14 protein-coding genes and 1 riboswitch are annotated in these 17,359 nt (G+C 70.6%); of the genes, 9 read left to right on the top strand and 5 right to left on the bottom strand.

Features of this window, described 5'->3' with window-relative positions:
* Positions 1-15: 15 nt before the first annotated feature.
* Together yaaA and MXD58_RS02420 are read right to left on the bottom strand one after the other, a co-directional pair.
* Positions 16-864, bottom strand: a complete 849-nt coding sequence (gene yaaA, locus MXD58_RS02425; protein ID WP_248838761.1) for a peroxide stress protein YaaA — start codon at positions 862-864, stop codon at positions 16-18.
* Positions 865-1,030: 166 nt separating this feature from the next.
* Positions 1,031-1,648 carry a TetR family transcriptional regulator gene (locus MXD58_RS02420; RefSeq protein ID WP_248838762.1) on the bottom strand — a complete coding sequence of 206 codons (618 nt, stop codon included), beginning with the start codon at positions 1,646-1,648 and terminating at the stop codon, positions 1,031-1,033.
* 425 nt (positions 1,649-2,073) lie between these two features.
* On the opposite strand from MXD58_RS02420, the gene MXD58_RS02415 reads away from it, so the two are divergent.
* From MXD58_RS02415 to MXD58_RS02390, 6 genes are all read left to right on the top strand, one after another.
* Positions 2,074-2,997 (top strand): cyclase family protein, encoded by a 924-nt coding sequence (locus MXD58_RS02415; protein WP_250609000.1) that lies wholly within the window; start codon positions 2,074-2,076, stop codon positions 2,995-2,997.
* Positions 2,998-3,028: 31 nt separating this feature from the next.
* A complete protein-coding gene (locus tag MXD58_RS02410) occupies positions 3,029-4,228 on the top strand; it encodes an alpha-hydroxy acid oxidase (RefSeq protein ID WP_248838764.1) in 1,200 nt (399 codons plus the stop codon).
* The gene (locus tag MXD58_RS02405; protein ID WP_248838765.1) at positions 4,225-5,025 is read left to right on the top strand and encodes an HpcH/HpaI aldolase family protein; all 801 of its coding nucleotides are present in this window, start codon (positions 4,225-4,227) and stop codon (positions 5,023-5,025) included. Before MXD58_RS02410 ends, MXD58_RS02405 begins: the two co-directional genes overlap by 4 nt.
* Positions 5,026-5,094: 69 nt before the next feature.
* Complete coding sequence (locus MXD58_RS02400; protein ID WP_248838766.1) at positions 5,095-6,312, top strand: cytochrome P450; 1,218 nt, start codon at positions 5,095-5,097, stop codon at positions 6,310-6,312.
* A 30-nt stretch (positions 6,313-6,342) separates the two neighbouring features.
* Positions 6,343-8,022 carry a flavin-containing monooxygenase gene (locus tag MXD58_RS02395; protein ID WP_248838767.1) on the top strand — a complete coding sequence of 560 codons (1,680 nt, stop codon included), beginning with the start codon at positions 6,343-6,345 and terminating at the stop codon, positions 8,020-8,022.
* Positions 8,019-9,008, top strand: a complete 990-nt coding sequence (locus MXD58_RS02390) for an alpha/beta hydrolase (protein ID WP_248838768.1) — start codon at positions 8,019-8,021, stop codon at positions 9,006-9,008. The genes MXD58_RS02395 and MXD58_RS02390 overlap by 4 nt, the downstream gene beginning before the upstream one ends.
* Positions 9,009-9,206: 198 nt before the next feature.
* On the opposite strand, the gene MXD58_RS02385 is transcribed toward MXD58_RS02390, so the two are convergent.
* Entirely contained in the window at positions 9,207-9,836 is a 630-nt protein-coding gene (locus tag MXD58_RS02385; protein WP_248838769.1) for a TetR/AcrR family transcriptional regulator, read from the bottom strand.
* Positions 9,837-10,340: 504 nt separating this feature from the next.
* On the opposite strand from MXD58_RS02385, the gene MXD58_RS02380 reads away from it, so the two are divergent.
* The 3 genes from MXD58_RS02380 (at position 10,341) to MXD58_RS02370 (ending at position 14,118) form a co-directional block, all read left to right on the top strand.
* Positions 10,341-11,375, top strand: a complete 1,035-nt coding sequence (locus MXD58_RS02380; RefSeq protein ID WP_248838770.1) for a fumarylacetoacetate hydrolase family protein — start codon at positions 10,341-10,343, stop codon at positions 11,373-11,375.
* Positions 11,372-12,349: a cyclase family protein gene (locus MXD58_RS02375; RefSeq protein ID WP_248838771.1), complete on the top strand. Its 978-nt coding sequence runs from the start codon at positions 11,372-11,374 to the stop codon at positions 12,347-12,349. The genes MXD58_RS02380 and MXD58_RS02375 overlap by 4 nt, the downstream gene beginning before the upstream one ends.
* Before the next feature lie 410 nt (positions 12,350-12,759).
* Positions 12,760-14,118: a toll/interleukin-1 receptor domain-containing protein gene (locus MXD58_RS02370; RefSeq protein ID WP_248838772.1), complete on the top strand. Its 1,359-nt coding sequence runs from the start codon at positions 12,760-12,762 to the stop codon at positions 14,116-14,118.
* 30 nt (positions 14,119-14,148) lie between these two features.
* On the opposite strand, the gene thiC is transcribed toward MXD58_RS02370, so the two are convergent.
* Complete coding sequence (thiC, locus tag MXD58_RS02365) at positions 14,149-15,750, bottom strand: phosphomethylpyrimidine synthase ThiC (RefSeq protein WP_374615528.1); 1,602 nt, start codon at positions 15,748-15,750, stop codon at positions 14,149-14,151.
* A gap of 103 nt (positions 15,751-15,853) precedes the next feature.
* A riboswitch (TPP riboswitch) is annotated at positions 15,854-15,961 on the bottom strand.
* A gap of 139 nt (positions 15,962-16,100) precedes the next feature.
* Positions 16,101-17,359: ATP-binding cassette domain-containing protein (locus MXD58_RS02360; protein ID WP_250608999.1), on the bottom strand; the 1,259-nt coding region annotated here is incomplete at its 5' end.

Below are 17,359 nucleotides of genomic sequence, written 5' to 3'. Positions count from 1 at the left end.
AGAGCTGGCCGAGGTTCAGGTGGTCGGGTTCCAGCGGGTGATGACGTCGAGGGTGGGCGCGGTCGGGGTACCGCGTGGCTCGGCGACGAGGCCAGCGGACTCGGCTGCCTCGGCCACATCGTCGACGGTCTTGACCGGACGTCCGTCGGTTTCGGCGAGCAGGAGTGCGCGGGTCAGCCGGCCTTTCGTCTGTTTCGCCTGGTAGCTGAGCGGACGGCGGAGCCAGTGCCCGTCGATGAGTTTCTCGGTCAGGGCGCGCACGGGCAGGGCGCTGGCGCGCATCGGCCCGGCGAGGGAGGGCACGGTCGCGTAGTCCGAGGAGCGGAGGTCCACGATGAGGTGCTCGCCGACGGCGTCCGGGGCCCGGACGAGCAGGTCGGGCAGGGCTGGTGCGAGCCGGGCGCGCCAGAGGGCCGCGAGCACGGTCGGTGCGGTACGGCCGCCGAGGCCGGGGACCGTCGCCGCCATGGCGACCCGATGGTCGGGCACCGGCTCGGCCGCCCCGAGCAGGCCGAATGCGCCGTTGGAGACGAACAGGGTGTGGTCGGCCGCGGCGCGGGCGGCGGGTGGCAGCGTCGCCGGATCCAACGCCTGGTAGAGCACTCCGACGAAGCGGTCGAGCGCGGGCATCGTCGGTGCGTCCAGCATCGCGGTATTGGTGGCGAGGTCGGCCCGCGCGCGTGAGGCGGGCAGGCGCAGCGCGACGATCGCCGCGTTCGGGTCGGCCCGGCAGAACGCCGTGACCGCCCGCGCGACCTCGGCGCGGGTTCCGGCGAGCACGCTGTCACCGAACCCGGACGTCCGCAGCGACGGTCCATCGCCACCGGCGGCCTTCGCCTCGCTCGGCGGCAGTAGGACCCGCACCAGTCCGACCTCCTCTCACGATCTTGGCATCCGGCGTTCTGTGCTGCCAGGTTACGGTCGGAGGATCCGTCCCCGGAACGGCTCGCGAGGCTGGCGGCGATGGCATGCCATCAAGATCGATGATGGCGGGCAGGCGGCCCCGTCGACGAGGATGCGCCGTCGTGAATCATTTGAAGATCTCAAGTGCTTTCACGGCCATGGTCGCGACGCCGTCGACGTCCCGCGCGATGCCTTCGTAGTCCTTCTGGCCGTAGGTCCAGCGCAGCAGCCCGGCCCAGTAAACCAGGTCCATGTAGTAGGTCATGGTCTCCCAGTCCTTCTGCCTGACGCCCTTGGGCGCGCCCCACGAGAAGGTGGCGGTGATGTGCCTGCGATCGTCGCCGACGAGCGGATCGGACGTGAGCATGGACCGCGTGAAGGTCTGGAGCATGTTCGGGTGCTCCTTGAGGTCCGCGGCCGAGGCGTAGATGGTTCGCCTGAGCGCGCGCAGCGACGAGGTCTTCTCTGGCGTGAGCCCGTGTCTGCCGACCACCTGCGCGATCCACGAGATGCCCAGGATGTAGGCCAGGTAGTCCCGCGATTTGAAATACCGGTAGATGGTCGCGAGCGCCACGCCGCTGACGTCGGACACCGCGCGCATCTGGAGTGCGTCGTACCCGCCCTTGTCCGCCAGCTCGTAGGCCGCCTCGAGGATCTTGTTGTATTTGTCGATCTGAGCCTGCGAGGCGGCTCTGCGACCGATGAAGAACTCCGTCGCCGGTTGTGGCGTCCACCTCGCAGCCACGGGTGGCCCTCCCTGGGCGTGCAAGTTCTGTGCCGCCGCCGGCACGCCGTGCGCGCCTGACGCGGGAGTCTCGTCCTGTGGGAACACGGATCTCAGCCGCGGCCGGTCGCCGGAGCGGGCACGGCCGCTCCGCCGGCTCGGGGGCAGCTATGGTCAGAAATGATCATAGGAGTCGTCGCTCTCCTGGTCAGCGTGGGCCGGTCGTGGTGGTGAAGGATGCTCCGGCCTATGGTAGAGCCGGGTTCTAGAACACAGTTCTTGACCGTGCGTGCCCCCCGACGTAGCCTCCGACACACCGATCAGGCGATGTCTCCCCCGACCCCACAACTGGCGAAGTCGGCCGTCGGGCCAGCCCCCCGCGGAGGCCGGAAATCCGGCGGCTCAGAAGCCTCAGTGGTGCAGCAGCTAGTCGAGAGGTGAGTAGCGTGGAGGACTTCAAGGCGATCGGCAAACGGCTGTCCAACTGGGGCCGTTGGGGTGCTGACGACCAGCGGGGGACGCTGAACTTCATCACCCCGGAGAAGGTCAGGGCCGCGGCCTCGTCCATCCGTTCCGGCAAGGTCTTCGAGCTCAGCCTGCCGCTCGGCATGGTCGGGCCGCAGCAGGGGACGGGCCGGTTCAACCCGATCCACGCCATGACGATCCTGCCCGGGGAGTTCACCACGCCGGACGGCCTGGTCGTGTCCGACGACATGCTGACCCTGCCGCTGCAATGCGCGTCGCAGTGGGACTCGCTCGCCCACGTCGGCTACGACGACCGGTTCTACAACGACGTGATCGCGTCGGCGGCCGTGACCGCTCGCGGTGGCGCCAGCCGCAACAGTATCGAGGCGGTGCTTCCGGGAGCCGTGGGGCGCGGCGTCCTGCTCGATCTGGCGCGGCTGCGCGGGGTGGACTGGATCAGCGCGGAGGATGACCCGATCACGGTAGCTGAGCTGGAGCGGGCCGAGGCGGCCCAGGGCGTGCGGGTCGGCAGTGGCGATGCGCTGCTGTTCCGGACCGGCTGGCGGCGGAAGTCCCTCGTCGAGGGCTGGACCCCGGAATGGCTGGCGGCCAATCCGGGCCTGGCACTCGAATGCGCGCAGTGGATCTGCGAGCGGGAGATCTCGATAGTCGCCGCCGACAACTGGGGGGTCGAGATCCAGCCTTCGCGTACCGCGGGCGCCTTTCTCCCGCTGCATTGTGTCCTGCTCCGCGACGTCGGGATGATGTTCGGGGAGATGTTCGACCTCGAGGCGCTCGCCGAGGACTGTGCCGCGGACGGGCAGTGGGACTTCTTCTTCTCGGGCCCGCCCCTGCGGGTCGTCGGTGGCGTTGGGTCCGTCGCCAATCCCGTTGCGGTCAAGTAGCCGGCCTTTCGCCAGCAGAGAGGGGCCCGCCGTGCCCGCATTCCGGTACAAGCTGTCGTCGCGGTCCGGACCGATCACCGTCGAGGACTACCGCCGGCGAGCGAAACGTGCCGTGCCCGACATGGTGTGGGCCTATGTGGACTATGGCGCGGAGGGCATGGAGACCCTCGACGCCAACCGCTCGGCGTTCGACCGCTACATGCTCAGGACCAGGGTGCTGACCGGCAACGAAGCGACGGACATCAGTGTGACGGTCGCCGGCCAGGACCTCTCGATGCCGGTACTGTTCGCGCCGACAGGCCTGGCCGGGCTCTCGCACTGGACCGGCGAACTCGGCGCCGGTCAGGCGGCCGAGCGGGCCGGGACCCTTTCGATCGTCACCACCGCGGGATCGTATTCCTTCGACGAGGTCGCGGCCGGAACGAAACGCGACCACTTCTTCCAGCTGTACCCCTGGGCGGACCTCGCCACCGGCCGACACGACCTCACCTCCGCGCTGATGGAACGCGCACGGAAGTCCGGGTACGCCGCCATGTTCGTCACCGTCGACGTGCCCATCCACGGTAATCGGGAGACCGAGCGCAAGCGGGGCATGGGCAACCCGCCGGTCCTCACGCCGGCGCGCGTCGCCAACGCGGCCCTGCACCCGAAGTGGTGGGCGGCCTTTCTCCGGCACCAGCGCATCTCGGTCCGCAACCTCGTCGACACCGGTGGGGCCAGGGCCGCGGTGTCCTCGCTGACCGCCCAGTACCGCATGATGCGCCCCGAGCTGAACTGGGACGACTTCGCCTGGATGCGGGCTAACTGGAAGGGTCCGCTGTTTATCAAGGGTGTGCTGGACGCGGACGACGCGCAGCGTGCGGTCGCCCTCGGTGCCGACGGCGTCGTGGTCTCGAACCATGGTGGCCGCCAGCTGAACTGCGCCCCCGCGGCGCTCGACGCGCTGCCGGCGATCGCGAAACGGGTCGGCGGGAGCGCGCAGGTCCTCCTCGACGGCGGTGTCCGTCGCGGGACCGACGTGGTGAAGGCGCTCTGCCTCGGCGCGGACGCCGTGTGCATCGGGCGCCCCTACCTGTACGGCCTGGCCGCCGCCGGCCCCGAGGGGGCCAAGCACGTCGCGGACATCTTCCGCGACGAGATCACCCGCTGCATGACTCTCATGGGAGTCGCCAAGCTCGAGGACCTCGACGAGAGCCGGCTGCTCCCCGCCAACAGTGTGGTCCCAGGATGACCCACCCTTCACTGCGCGCGATCTGGGAGTCGGACCAGGTCGCCCTTGGCGGCTGGGTGACGTCTGGACACGAGTTCGCGCTGCAGGCCTATCGCCGCGCGGGTTTCGACTACGTCGGGATCGACTGCCAGCACTCGGTGCTCACCGAGGCCGAGGCCGCGAGGCTCCTGATCCGCGGCCGCGACGACGACCCACCCACGATCGTGCGGGTCTCGAAGAACGATTCCGCCCTGATCGCCCGGCTCGCGGACTGCGGCGTCGACGGCGTCATCGTCCCGATGGTGAGCACGCCCGAGGACGCGATCGACGCCGTTCGGGCGGTGCGCTATCCACCCTCCGGTGTGCGCAGCTTCGGCCCGATCCGCCCCGGTCTACCGTCGACGGACCTGGCTGCCATGGCTGACCGGGTCGGCATCTTCGTCATGATCGAAACGGTGGAGGGCCTGGCGAACGTGGCGGACATCGTCGGTGTGCCCGGCGTCACCGGCGTCTACATCGGGCCCGCGGACCTCTCGATCGGGCTCGGTCTGAACCCGATGGCGGCCTTCACGACCGACCAGCTCGTCGAGCCGATCGAGCGGATTCGCGGCGCCTGCGAGGCGACTGGCGTCGTGCTCGGCATGCACCAGCTCGACGCGGCGAGCACCAGGCGCTGGACCGACCGGGGCGTTCGCATGGCCACGATCGGCTCTGATATCGGGATCTTCGCAGCCGCCGCCGGGCGTGAACTCGCGCTGGCGCGCGGCGGTGGCCGGGGGCCGAACAGGGGGCCCGGGTCGACGCCGTACGCCAGATGACCCGCGCAACGCGTCCAGGTTGAACCCGCTGCGGTCAGAGATCTGCGGTCAGAGATGGAGTGTGAACCGATGGCGATCACGTCGAGTGGCTGCCCGACGGTGGACCAGGACCTCATGGACCACGACTTCGGACAGGACCCCTATCCGACCATGGAGCGGTGGCGGGCGCTCGGCCCGGTCGTCTACAACGAGCGCGTCGACCAGTACATGATCACCGGCTATCGAGACTGCACCCGGGCCCTGACAGACGTCGACACGTTCAGCTCGGAGGACCTCCAGGAGCTGTTCATCCGGGCCTTCGGCGGCGTCACCATGGAGGCGCTGGACACGACCCGTCATCACCAGATGCGCGGAGTATGGTCCCGCTTCTTCCAGCGCGACGCGCTGCGGAGTCAGCGAGAGCTGGTGGAGGAGGTGGTCGCGGCGCAGGTGGACCCCTTCGTGGAGCGGGTCCGGGCGGGTGAGACGGTCGACGCTATTTCTAATATGACGCGCGCCATTCCCACGCTCGTCATCGCGCGCATGCTGGGCATCGACGAGACGATGCACCGCCAGTTCAGTGCGTGGAGCGACGCTATGGGTTCCACCCAGTCGGGCACCTACGATCCCAGCCCCGCGGGTATGGCGGTCGTCCAGCGCGGCCGCGACGCGACGGCCGCACTCAATGGATATATGGCGCAGCGCATCAAGGACCGCCGGGCCCACGGCGGGGGCGACGACCTGATCTCGATGATGGTCCACGACGACTTCGCCGACCAGATGAGTGAACAAGAGATCATCGCCAGCAACACCCAGTTGGTCTTCGCCGGCAACGAGACCACGGCCAAACTGATGGCCACGACGCTGGCCTCCCTCGCGCAACATCCCGAACAGCTCAGGATGCTGGTAGCGGACCGCGCGCTCATTCCGCGCGCCATCGAGGAGATCCACCGCTGGCAGACCCTGGTCCAGGTGCTGCCCCGGCGCGTCAAATCCGATGACGCGCGGATCGAGGGCATCCCGATCCCGAACGGTGCCGAGTTGAAGGTACTGATCGGCGCGGGGAACCGGGACCCGCTGCGGTGGGAGCACCCCGAGAGACTCGACATCACGCGGGAGCCGCGCCAGCATCTCGGCTTCGGTTTCGGCATGCATGTCTGTCTGGGTCTGAACCTGGCCCGGCTGGAGATGCAGATCTGGCTCGACCACCTGCTCGACCGGCTGCCCGAGTTCCACCTCGCCGAGGACGTCAGCTACGCCGGTGGTCTCGGCCTGCGCGGTCCCGAAGCAGTTCAGATCGCAGTCTGACCGTGGTGCAGGTGAGCTGAGGGAGAACGCATGGATCGCAAGGTCGACCACGACGTCGTCGTCATTGGTGCCGGCTTCGGCGGCCTGTACGCCCTGCACAGGTTCCGCGACGATCTCGGCCTCGACGTGCGCGTCTTCGAGCGGGGCTCGGACGTGGGCGGCACATGGTATTGGAACCGCTATCCGGGAGCGCGGTGCGACGTCGAGTCGATGTTCTACTCGTACTCGTTCTCGCCGGAACTCGAGCAGGACTGGGAGTGGGCCGAGAGGTTTCCGGCCCAACCGGAGATCCTCGCCTACGCGGGCCACGTCGCCGACCGCTTCGACCTGCGGCGGGACATCTCGTTGGAGACCTCGGTCGTCTCCGCGACCTACGACCCCGAGTACGGCACCTGGCTGGTCGTCACCGACCGCGGTGAGCAGGTCCGCGCGGCCTACCTGGTCACCGCGGTCGGGTGCCTGTCGTCCTCTCGGGTCCCCGACTTCCCCGGCATGGAGACGTTCGCCGGGGAGACTCACCACACGGGCCGCTGGCCGCACGACGGCGTCGATCTGACCGGCCGACGAGTCGCCGTGATCGGCACGGGCTCCTCTGGCGTGCAGGCGATTCCGGTCATCGCCGAGCGGGCGGCTCACGTCACGGTCTTCCAGCGGACGCCGCACTACACCATCCCCGCCCGCAATCGCCCGCTGCGGGCGGACGAGGTCGCCGCCATCAAGGCCGACTACCGCCGGTACCGGGCCGAGAGCAGGATCGCACCCGGCGGAGTGCCCATCTTCAACCCTCCCGTCGGCAGCGCCCTCGATGTCGCCGAGCAGACCCGGATCGAGGAACTCGACCGGCGCTGGGAGGCCGGCGGCTCAGCGGTGATGATGACGTTCAACGACACGGCGCTGAACCGGGAAGCCAACGAGGTCCTCGCGGCCTACGTCCGCGACAAGATCCAGCAGTCGGTGCGCGACCCACGGACCGCGACGACCCTGACCCCGGTCGACTACCCGATCGGCGCCAAGCGGATCTGCTTCGACACCGACTACTACGACACCTACAACCGCGACAACGTCACCCTTGTCGGCCTGCGCGAAACCCCGATCGAGCGGATCACCGAGCACGGCGTGCTCGTGGACGGCGTCGAACACGCGGTGGACGTCATCGTCTTCGCCACCGGCTACGACGCGATGACGGGCCCGCTCAACGCCATCGACATCCGCGGCGCGGACGGACAGCTACTCCGCGATGCGTGGTCAGCGGGTCCGCGCACCTACCTCGGCCTCTCCACCGCGGGCTTCCCGAACCTTTTCATGATCACCGGCCCGGGCAGCCCGTCGGTCCTGGTCAACATGATCGTGTCCATCGAGCAGCACGTGGACTGGGTGTGCGACCTCCTGACGCACTGCCAGGAGTACGACGTGGTCCGCGTCGAAGCCCAGCTCGACGCCCAGGACCGCTGGGTGGACCACGTCAACGAGCGGGCCGCGCACACGCTGTACCTCGAGGCCGCCTCCTGGTACCTCGGCGCGAACGTGCCCGGCAAGCCCCGCGTCTTCATGCCCTACGTGGGCGGCATGGGTCCCTACCGGAAGACCTGCGACCAAGTCGCCGCCGACGGCTACCCCGGCTTCACCCTCACCCCCAGGCGCGGCGACGGCCGGCCAGCCGACGCGGGCAGCACCCCCGGGACGGCACTACCCGCCCAGGAGTCCTTATGACCATCGCCGACCGCACCGTGAGCACCCGCCACCTCGTCGACCCCGAAGTCGCCCCGGCGCTCGACGTCTTCCCGCCGTTCTCCTTCAGCCCCGAGACCCTGCCCGCCATCCGTGAATCCATGAACCGGGTACGCGAGGGTGCACCGGTCCCGGCCGACGTCTACCCGGACACCGACCGTCGCGAGGTTCTGGTGCCGGGCGCCGCCGGCACCCCCGATGTGCGGGTGCTCCTGTACGCGCCGAAGGGCAGCTACGGCGCGGCCCCGGCGCTGCTCTGGATGCACGGCGGAGGGTTCGTCACCGGCTCCGCTGACAACGACGACCTCACCTGCCGGCGCATCGTCAGCGAGACGGGCGCCGTCGTCGCCTCCGTCGACTACCGGCTCGCACCCGAGACCCCGGCCCCTGGCCCGCTCGACGACTGCTACGCGGTCCTGAGGTGGCTGCATGCCGAAGCCGAGAGCCTCGGCGTCGACGTCGGACGGATCGCGGTCGGCGGGGCCAGCGCCGGCGGTGGCCTCGCGGCATGCCTGGCGATCCTCGCCCGCGACCGCGGCGAGATCACCATCGGCTTCCAGCTCCTGATCTACCCGATGCTGGACGACCGGACCGGTACCTCCCGGCCAGCCCACCCCTATGCCGGCGAGTTCGTGTGGACGCCGGCCGACAACCACTTCGGCTGGTCCTCGCTGCTCGGGACCGAGCCCGGTGCGGCCGGCGTCTCGCCGTACGCGGCCGCCTCGCGGGTGCCGAGCGCGGCGGGGCTGCCCCGGACGTTCCTCTGCGTGGGCTCGCTCGACCTGTTCGCGGTCGAGAACCTGGCCTACGCCACGAAACTCATCGAAGCCGGAGTGCCGACCGAACTGCACGTCTACGCCGGGGGCTACCACGGCTTCCCGATGATGCCCGACGCCAAGCTGACGAAGGCATACTTCCGCGACTTCCTCGGCTCACTCAGCCGTTTCTGCGGCCGCCTGACCGCCTGACCGCCCACGCTGGAATCAGGTTCGGCTTCACCGACGCCGACCTCGCCACCACCAGCAACGCCCTCATCGACGCCCTCGTCGCACCCGACAACACCCGATTCTCCAGGCGTGCTGCCTTGGCGCGACGGCGCGCACAGCCGGGCTTCGGTAGGCGGGTGGACCATCCCGCGCTCACGGTCGGTTCGCGGGACCGGCCCGTCACCCTCCCCCCGGACGGGGAAGGAGCCCGGGCACGATGTAACGCTCGACGAAGTCCCGTTTCGCCTCGTCGGGCCGCGTCGCCCACGGCGGGCCGAGCAGCAACAGCGCCACGGTGTTCATCCACCGGCTCGTCTCCCGAAGATCAAGATCCGCGCGGAGCTGACCCTGCACGCGCCACCTCTCCAGAAGCGGGCCGAGGTGGAGATGAAACGCATCAGCGACAGCCTCGGACCGCAACTCCAACGAGGTGACCAACCAGCGGCCCTCCCCCGAGAACATCACCTCGTTGAGTGGATCGCCCGCCACAAGGCCGATCGAGTACATGATCAGATCCACGACCGACCGGGCCGCGTCGTCCGGGTGCTCCACCATCCCGAGGACACGCCGCATCCCGTTGTCGACCCGGCTGAGCACCACACCGAGGACCAGCTCATCGCGAGACCCGAAATAGCGATAAACCGTGGACCGAACGACCGCCGCCTCCTTCGCAACGGCGTCCACCGTCAGCCGCGAGGTACCCCGCGCGACCAGCACCCGCTGCGCCGCCGCGACCAGCCGACGCCTCGCCTCCTCATCATCGACGAGCGCCGTCTCGCTACCCCACCGAACCCGCCCCCCCGAACCCACACCGGACGACCCAGCCTCATCGGACACCACAACCCCCAACTCACTCCAGCGCGGGCCAGGTGGCCGAGTCGGCGAACCGCGTCGCCTTCCCCGGCAGTGCGCAATGTACTCGCCGGCCACCTGCTGCGAGCCGTGCCCCGCACCCCACGAAGGTGCCCGACAGTCAGCTCTTCAGGGCTCGGCACAGCTCGCGAGGAAAGTGCCCGCGGCCGCCGGCGCCACGACGCGGTCGTCTTCGCCACGGACGAGTCCAACCGCTGCACGAGCGGTGATGGTCCGCGCCGGGTGAGGCGCGCTCGGCGCCAGTCCGCCGAGTCATCGCGGTGGTGAATCGCAGCCAACCACGCTGCGTATTTCCGCTCCGGTACTCGTCTCTCTACCGTGAGCTGTCGGGCCCGATCGACCGCGAGGAGCCGATGCGATGGACCGCCGCCGCAGCGAGATCGCCGACATTGTCAGCCGGCCGACCTGAAGCCCCGGCCCGCCGAGCTGAGAGGTAATTCGATGAAACTCGCCACCTTTACGGCGAATGCTGGTGCGGACGCGGACCAGCCCAGGGTCGGTGTCGTCGCGAACGGCCTGGTCCACCCGTTCCCGCCCGGACTGACCATGCACGACGTCGTGGGGCGCGGTCTGGACGCGGCTCGGCGAAGCGCCGACGAGGCGCTCGGCAGCCCCGGTCACCCGCTGGCGGACGTCCGGTTACGGGCCCCGCTGCGTCCCACCTCCGTGCGCGACTTCGTCGCTTTCGAGGAGCACGTGCAGGGGATCCGCCAGGCCATCGAGGGTTCCGCGGGCGTACCCGACGCCTGGTACGACGCACCCACCTTCTATTTCACCAACCCGCACGCCATCCTCGGGCCCGATGAGACGGTGCCTTTCCCGGCCACCTGCACGGCGCGCGACCTGGAACTGGAGGTCGCCGTCGTCCTGCTCGGGGCGGGCCGCTCGTTGAGCGTGGAGCAGGCCCGCGACCTCGTGTTCGGCTACACGATCATGAATGACTGGTCGGCGCGGGACCTGCAGGGCCGTGAGATGCAGGTCGGCCTCGGCCCGGCGAAGGGCAAGGACTTCGCCACGACCCTCGGACCGTGGATCGTCACCGCGGACGAGCTGGAACCCCATCGCGACGAGGACGGCTTCCTGCGGCTGTGGTGCGCGGTCAGCATCAACGGCGTCGAGGTCGGTCGCGATCTGCTCGCCAACATGGGCTGGACGTTCGAGGCGATGATCGCGTATGCGTCCCGGGACAGCCGGGTCGAGGCCGGCGACGTGCTCGGCTCGGGCACTGTCGGCAACGGCGGCTGCCTGGGCGAGCTGTGGGGCCGGCGTGGGCGGGAAGATCCCCCTGCCCTCGCACCGGGCGACGTCGTCACGCTCACCGTCGATGGCCTCGGCTCGCTCAGCAACGTCGTCGGCGTCGCCGGGGCGGCCCCCACGCTGCCCCCTGCCCGACGGCGCGACCCCGCGCTGGCCCGTAAGGCCGCGTCGCGGTTGTTCGGGCCGTCCCCCGCACAATCACCTGGGAGCGACCAGTGAGCCCCGACGACCTCGACCGGACCGACCCGGAAAGCGCCATCGCCGCGGCCGCCAAGCGCGTCTCCAACTGGGGTCGGTGGGGCCCGGACGACGTGCGCGGCACCATGAACTTCCTCGACGCGGACAGGCGCCGCGCGGCGGCGGCGCTCGTGCGCACCGGCGAGTCGTACTCGCTCGCGCAGCGCTTCGACATGGACGGACCGCAGAAGGGCTGGCGGCGGCGCACCAACCCGGTCCACACCATGCTCGACACCGGAGTGGACGCGGTCCACGGCGACCAGGGCTTCCCCCACGGCATCGGCGGCGCCGACGACGTCATCGCCATGCCGCTGCAGTGCTCCACCCAGTGGGACGGCCTCGGCCACATCTTCGACCACGGCATGGCCTGGAACGGCCGGCGCGCCGACAAGGTCGTCACCAGCCTGGGTGACCACGTCACCGGGATCGAGACCGTCGCCGACGTCATCGTCGGCCGCGGCGTCCTGCTCGACGTCGGCCGCGCGATCGGCGACGACGGGGAACTGCCCGACGGCTTCGCGATCACCACCGAGCACCTCGAGCGGACCATCGAGCGGCAGGGTGCCTCGGCGGCGGTCGGCCGCGGCGACCTCCTGCTGGTGCGCACCGGCCAGCTCACCCGGGCTCGCCGCGACGGCTGGGGTGACTACGCCGGTGGCCCGGCGCCCGGTCTGTCCTTCACGACCGCCGGCTGGCTGCACGCCACCGAGATCGCGGCCATCGCCACCGACACCTGGGGCTTCGAGGTACGGCCCAACGAGTTCGACCACGCCTTCCAGCCCCTGCACCAGGTCGCGATCCCCCACATCGGCCTGTTCCTCGGCGAGATGTGGGACCTCGACGCGCTCGCGGCCGCCTGCGCCGCCGATGGCGTCTACGAGTTCTTCCTCGCCGCCGGCCCACTCCCGGTCACCGGCGCGGTCGGTTCCCCGGTCAACCCGATCGCCGTGCGCTGAGCAACCGACCGCCAACCCGCAGGAGCCGCCCAGTCGCCGTGTACTGAACGACGTAGAACGAGTCACCGTCGGCCAGGGGGACGGTCGGGTGCCTGGTAGCCCTTCGTCCCGAAGATCACTCCGCCGTCCAGGTCGAGATGGCGGACGGCAGGGCGCCCCGGCCCGGGCCAGCCCCACACCGCGGGTACGGACCGTGCCCACAACCCCGTTCCCCGCCACGCCGGCTATTAGCTGGTCGGGAAACTCCTTTCTCCTACAATCTTGTTTCAGCACCCGCACGGTTAGAACGCGGGTTATCCGTTCCGCGTAGCATCAATGCCGAGGATGCGTCCGGCGCGGGTCGTGGTTACCCGCGCGGACGCGCTGTGGCCGTCGTCCCGCGGCGGCGACGACTCTGGCTCGGGGGAACTGTGGCGGATGGTCTGACCGACGACGAGGTGGCGGCTCTCGCGCGGGCGTTTCACCGACCGAGCAGTGCCACGACGCTGCTCGATCGGGCCGGGCTGGACCGGTCAGAGCAGCCAACATGGTCCGCGCACACCTCGCTGGAGTTCTGGCGGGAAATCGGCACCCTGCTCGACGTCGGCCTGCTGGTCGACGGCCGGCGCCGGATCCTCGCCGCCGCCAGCCAGTCCTATCCCGTCAATCCGGTATTCCTCGCGGGTCTCGCCGCGACGTCGGTGCTCCTCCTCGCCGTCGAGCCGGTGCGGTTCAGCGCGACCGGCGCGCCGCTGGCGGTGGACTGGCGGGACGGCCTGCGCGGCGTTCTCGACCGGGCGGCCCGCGGCTGGCGGCTGCCGCCCGGCGCACTGCGTGTAGGCGATCGTGGCACCCGCCTTCTCGGCGTCATCCGCGGCGACGTCTCCGCGACCCGGGTCGTCGCCGACCTCGTCGGCGAACTGACCCGCGCGGCGGCCGCCCACAACAGCGCGCACGCTGCCGCGGACCGCATCCGGCTGCGGCTCGCGCTGCACCTGAGCAGCCGCCTCGACGTCAGCGCCGCCAGCGCCGCCCTCGAGGGGTCCGCCGCGGCGACCGCGTCCCGTCTGGTCGACGCGGTCGCTCTGGATCACGTGCTGCGTGAGTCCCCCGCCGCCGACGTCGCGCTGATCATCTCGGCGGCGCTGTTCGAGTCGGCCGTGCGACCCCGGCTGCCCGGCCTCGATCCCGCGGCGTTTCACCGCGTGGACGTCAACCTTCCCGGACGGGGTAACGACCGGACAGCCTGGGTGGGCGTGTTCAGCCCACTGCCGGCGGCCGACGCCAACCCATCCCGGGACGACGACCGGACCCCGGTCCCGGGCGGGGTCAGCAGCTGGGACTTCATCGTCTCCGTCGCCGACGAGGACCACGACTGGGGCGAGTGGCTCGCCTGGGAGCTGGAAAGCAGCGGCCATCACGTGCACCTGCATGCCTGGGACGTCGTGGCCGGGCAGTACCGGACCAACCGGCTCGACGAGGCGATCAGGAACACCAGGCGGATGCTCGTCGTGCTCACCGAGCACTACCTGCGGGCGCCGCGGATGCAGGCCGAATGGACGACAATGTGGGACACCGACCCGGCCGGGGTGAACCGCCGGCTGATACCGGTCCGGGTCGAGGTATGCCGGCCGGAGGGGCTGCTACGCGGCATCTCCTACATCGACCTCGTCGGGCTGGACGACGACGCGGCGAAGGCCGCCCTGCGGCGCGGGCTCGAAGCCTCCCTGTCGGGGCGCTTCCGTCCCAGCACGCCGCCCCCGTTCCCCAGCTCGCGCCGCGGCGGTTGACACCGCTCAGCGTTGATCGAACGGGAATCGCTAGGCGAGCGGGAGATACAGCCGGTTGCCGCCGGCGGTGAACTCCTCGGCCTTCGCGCGCAGGCCGTCCTCGATCACCTCCGTGGCCATGTCGTCGCCGGCGGTCTCGTCGCCGGTGGTGCCCGACTGGGCCCGCACCTGATGGGACAGCTTCATCGAGCAGAAGTGCGGGCCGCACATCGAACAGAAATGCGCGGATTTCGCGGCGGGTGCCGGCAGGGTCTCGTCGTGGTAGGCGCGGGCGGTGTCCGGGTCGAGGGCAAGGTGGAACTGGTCCTCCCAGCGGAACTCGAAGCGGGCGTCCGACAGCGCGTCGTCCCAGGCGCGGGCGCCGGGATGGCCCTTGGCCAGGTCCGCCGCGTGCGCGGCGATCTTGTAGGCGATGACACCGGCCTTGACGTCGTCCCGGTCAGGCAGGCCGAGATGTTCCTTCGGGGTGACGTAGCAGAGCATCGCGGTGCCGTGCCAGCCGATCACGGCGGCGCCGATCGCCGAGGTGATGTGGTCGTAGCCGGGCGCGATGTCGGTGGTCAGCGGCCCGAGTGTGTAGAAGGGGGCGTCGTGGCAGATCTCCCGCTGCAGGCGCACGTTCTCCTCGACCCGGTGCAGCGGCACATGCCCCGGGCCCTCCACCATCACCTGGACGTCGTGCTCCCAGGCAATCTGGGTCAGCTCCCCCAGCGTCGCCAGCTCGGCGAGCTGCGCCTCGTCGTTGGCGTCGGAGATCGAGCCGGGCCGCAGCCCGTCACCGAGGGAGAACGTGACGTCGTACGCCGCCAGAACCTCGCAGAGCTCGGTGAAATGGGTGTAGAGAAAGTTCTCCTCGTGATGGGCGAGGCACCAGGCCGCGAGAATGGAACCGCCGCGCGAGACGATTCCGGTCCGCCGCCGCGCGGTCAGCGGGACGTAGCGCAGCAGCACCCCGGCGTGCACCGTCATGTAGTCGACGCCCTGCTCGCACTGGCGGATGACGGTATCCCGGTAGATCTCCCAGGTGAGTTCCTCCGGGCGCCCACCCACCTGCTCCAGGGCCTCGTAGATCGGCACCGTGCCGACGGGCACGGGGGCGTTGCGCAGAATCCACTCGCGCGTGCGGTGGATGTCCGCGCCGGTGGACAGGTCCATGACCGCGTCGGCGCCCCAGCGCGTCGCCCACACCATCTTCTCGACCTCCTCCTCGATGGAGGAGGTCACCGCCGAATTACCGAGGTTGGCATTTATCTTCACCAGGAACGCGCGGCCGATCGCCATCGGCTCCAGCTCCGGATGGTTGACGTTCGCGGGCAGCACGGCCCGGCCGGCCGCGATCTCGGCCCGCACCACCTCCGCCGGCAGTCCCTCCCGCACGGCGACGAACTCCATCTCGCGGGTGATCTCGCCGCGCCGCGCGTAGGCGAGCTGGGTGACGGCTTCGCTCCCGGCCGACGCGCGCCGGGCGCCCCGCCCGCCGCTTGCCGCGGTGTCACCGCGCGCGGCCAGCCAGCCGGCCCGCAGTAGCGGCAGGCCGCGGCGCACGTCAATCTCCACATCCGGATCGGTGTACGGGCCGGACGTGTCGTACAGCACGACGCTGGCGCCGGTGCTGAGCATGACCTCCCGCATCGGCACCCGCAGATCCCCGCCCGGGCCGGCGAGCCAGGTACGCCGGCTGCCCGCCAACGGCCCGGTGGAAACAGAGGTGGATCGCGGCGGCGTAACAGAAAATGAGGACACCGTATGAACTCCCTACGCCGGCATTACCCGGACAGGTTCTGCGGTCGGCGGCCCGAGCCGCCCTCTCAGCCCCTCGTTCGGAGCTCCCGCGCTTTGTTGTTCCCGCTCGCACAAGAGTAGGTCGGCGCGGGCGGCAATACCTCGGAATCCGGGAATGCCGCGGATTCCCGGCCGGCCGGCTCGGCGCCAAGCCGCGCTGAGCAGGCGTGATGCTGAGCAGGCGTGATGCTGAGCAGGCGCTACTCGGGCGGCGTCGGCTCGTCGGCGCCAGGCGGTGGGGCCGCCGCGCCGAGATAGGTCGCTTCGAGGAGATCGGGACGGGCCGCGAGCTCGGCCGCGGTGGCGGACAGCGCGATCCGGCCCCGGTCCAGCACGTAGCCCCGGTCCGCCACCCGCAGCGCGATCGCGGCGAACTGCTCGACGAGCAGCACCCCCGTGGACGTCTCCGCCGCGATCGTCCGCAGCAGCTCGAGCAGGGTGGGGGCCACCCCCGGGGCGAGCCCGAAGGACAGCTCGTCGACGAGCAGCAGCCGCGGCCGGCGCACCAGCGCGACGGCCAGCGCGAGGCGCTGGCGCTCCCCACCGGACAGCTCCCCCGCCGCCCGGTCGAGCAGCGGGCCGAGCGGCGGGAACCAGGCCAGCACCCGCTCGATCTCGCCTCGGTGCTGCCGCCCGGCGGCCAGCTTCAGGTTCTCCCGCACCGTCAGCCGCCCGAGCGCGCCGCGTCCCTGCGGGACGACCGCCAGCCCGCGCCGGGCCAGCACGCTCGGCCGGACCCGCCGGGTCCACTCGCCGAACAGCGCGATCCGTCCGGAACTGGCCGGCACCAGCCCGGCCGCGGTACGGATCAGGGTCGTCTTGCCGGCACCGTTGGCGCCCAACAGCGCGACGATCTCGCCGGCCCGCACGGCCAGGGAGACCTCCCGCAGCACCGGACCCTCGTTGTAGCCGCTGGTGACTCCCTCGAACACGAGCAGGTCGCCCCCACGCCCGGCCGAGGCCACCGGCACCGCCGACCGGTCCGACGGGTCGGGCGAGGTCGCACGCAGCCGGACCTCGATCGGCCGGCTCTCGCGCGGCTGGGCCGTCAGCGACGCTGCCTCCAGCGACTCTGCCTCCAGCGACTCTGCCTCCAGCGACTGTGCCTCCAGCGACTGTGCCTCCAGCGGCTTGGCTTCACTGCGCTGGACTGCCGCCGACAGCGCGGACGCCGAGGCCGATGGTGCGTCCGGCTCGCCGAGGTAAGCCGCGCGGACAGCGGGATCGGCACGGACCTGCGCGGGCCGACCGCGGGCGACGATCCGGCCACTGTCCAGCACGAGGACCTGATCACAGAGGTCGAGGACGAGCTGCACATCGTGGTCGACCAGCAGCACGGCGATGCCGCGTCCGGCGGCGCCACGCACGCGGGCGGCCAGCTCGTGCCGGTCGGCCGGGTCGAGACCCGCGGCCGGCTCGTCCAGCAACAGCACCTTCGGGGCGCCGACCAGGGCCCGGC

This window comes from Frankia sp. AgKG'84/4 (assembly GCF_023242965.2).
Lineage (GTDB): Bacteria > Actinomycetota > Actinomycetes > Frankiales > Frankiaceae > Frankia.
The sequence above is the reverse complement of the archived record's forward strand: the minus strand, read 5'-3'. Positions and strand labels throughout refer to the sequence as shown.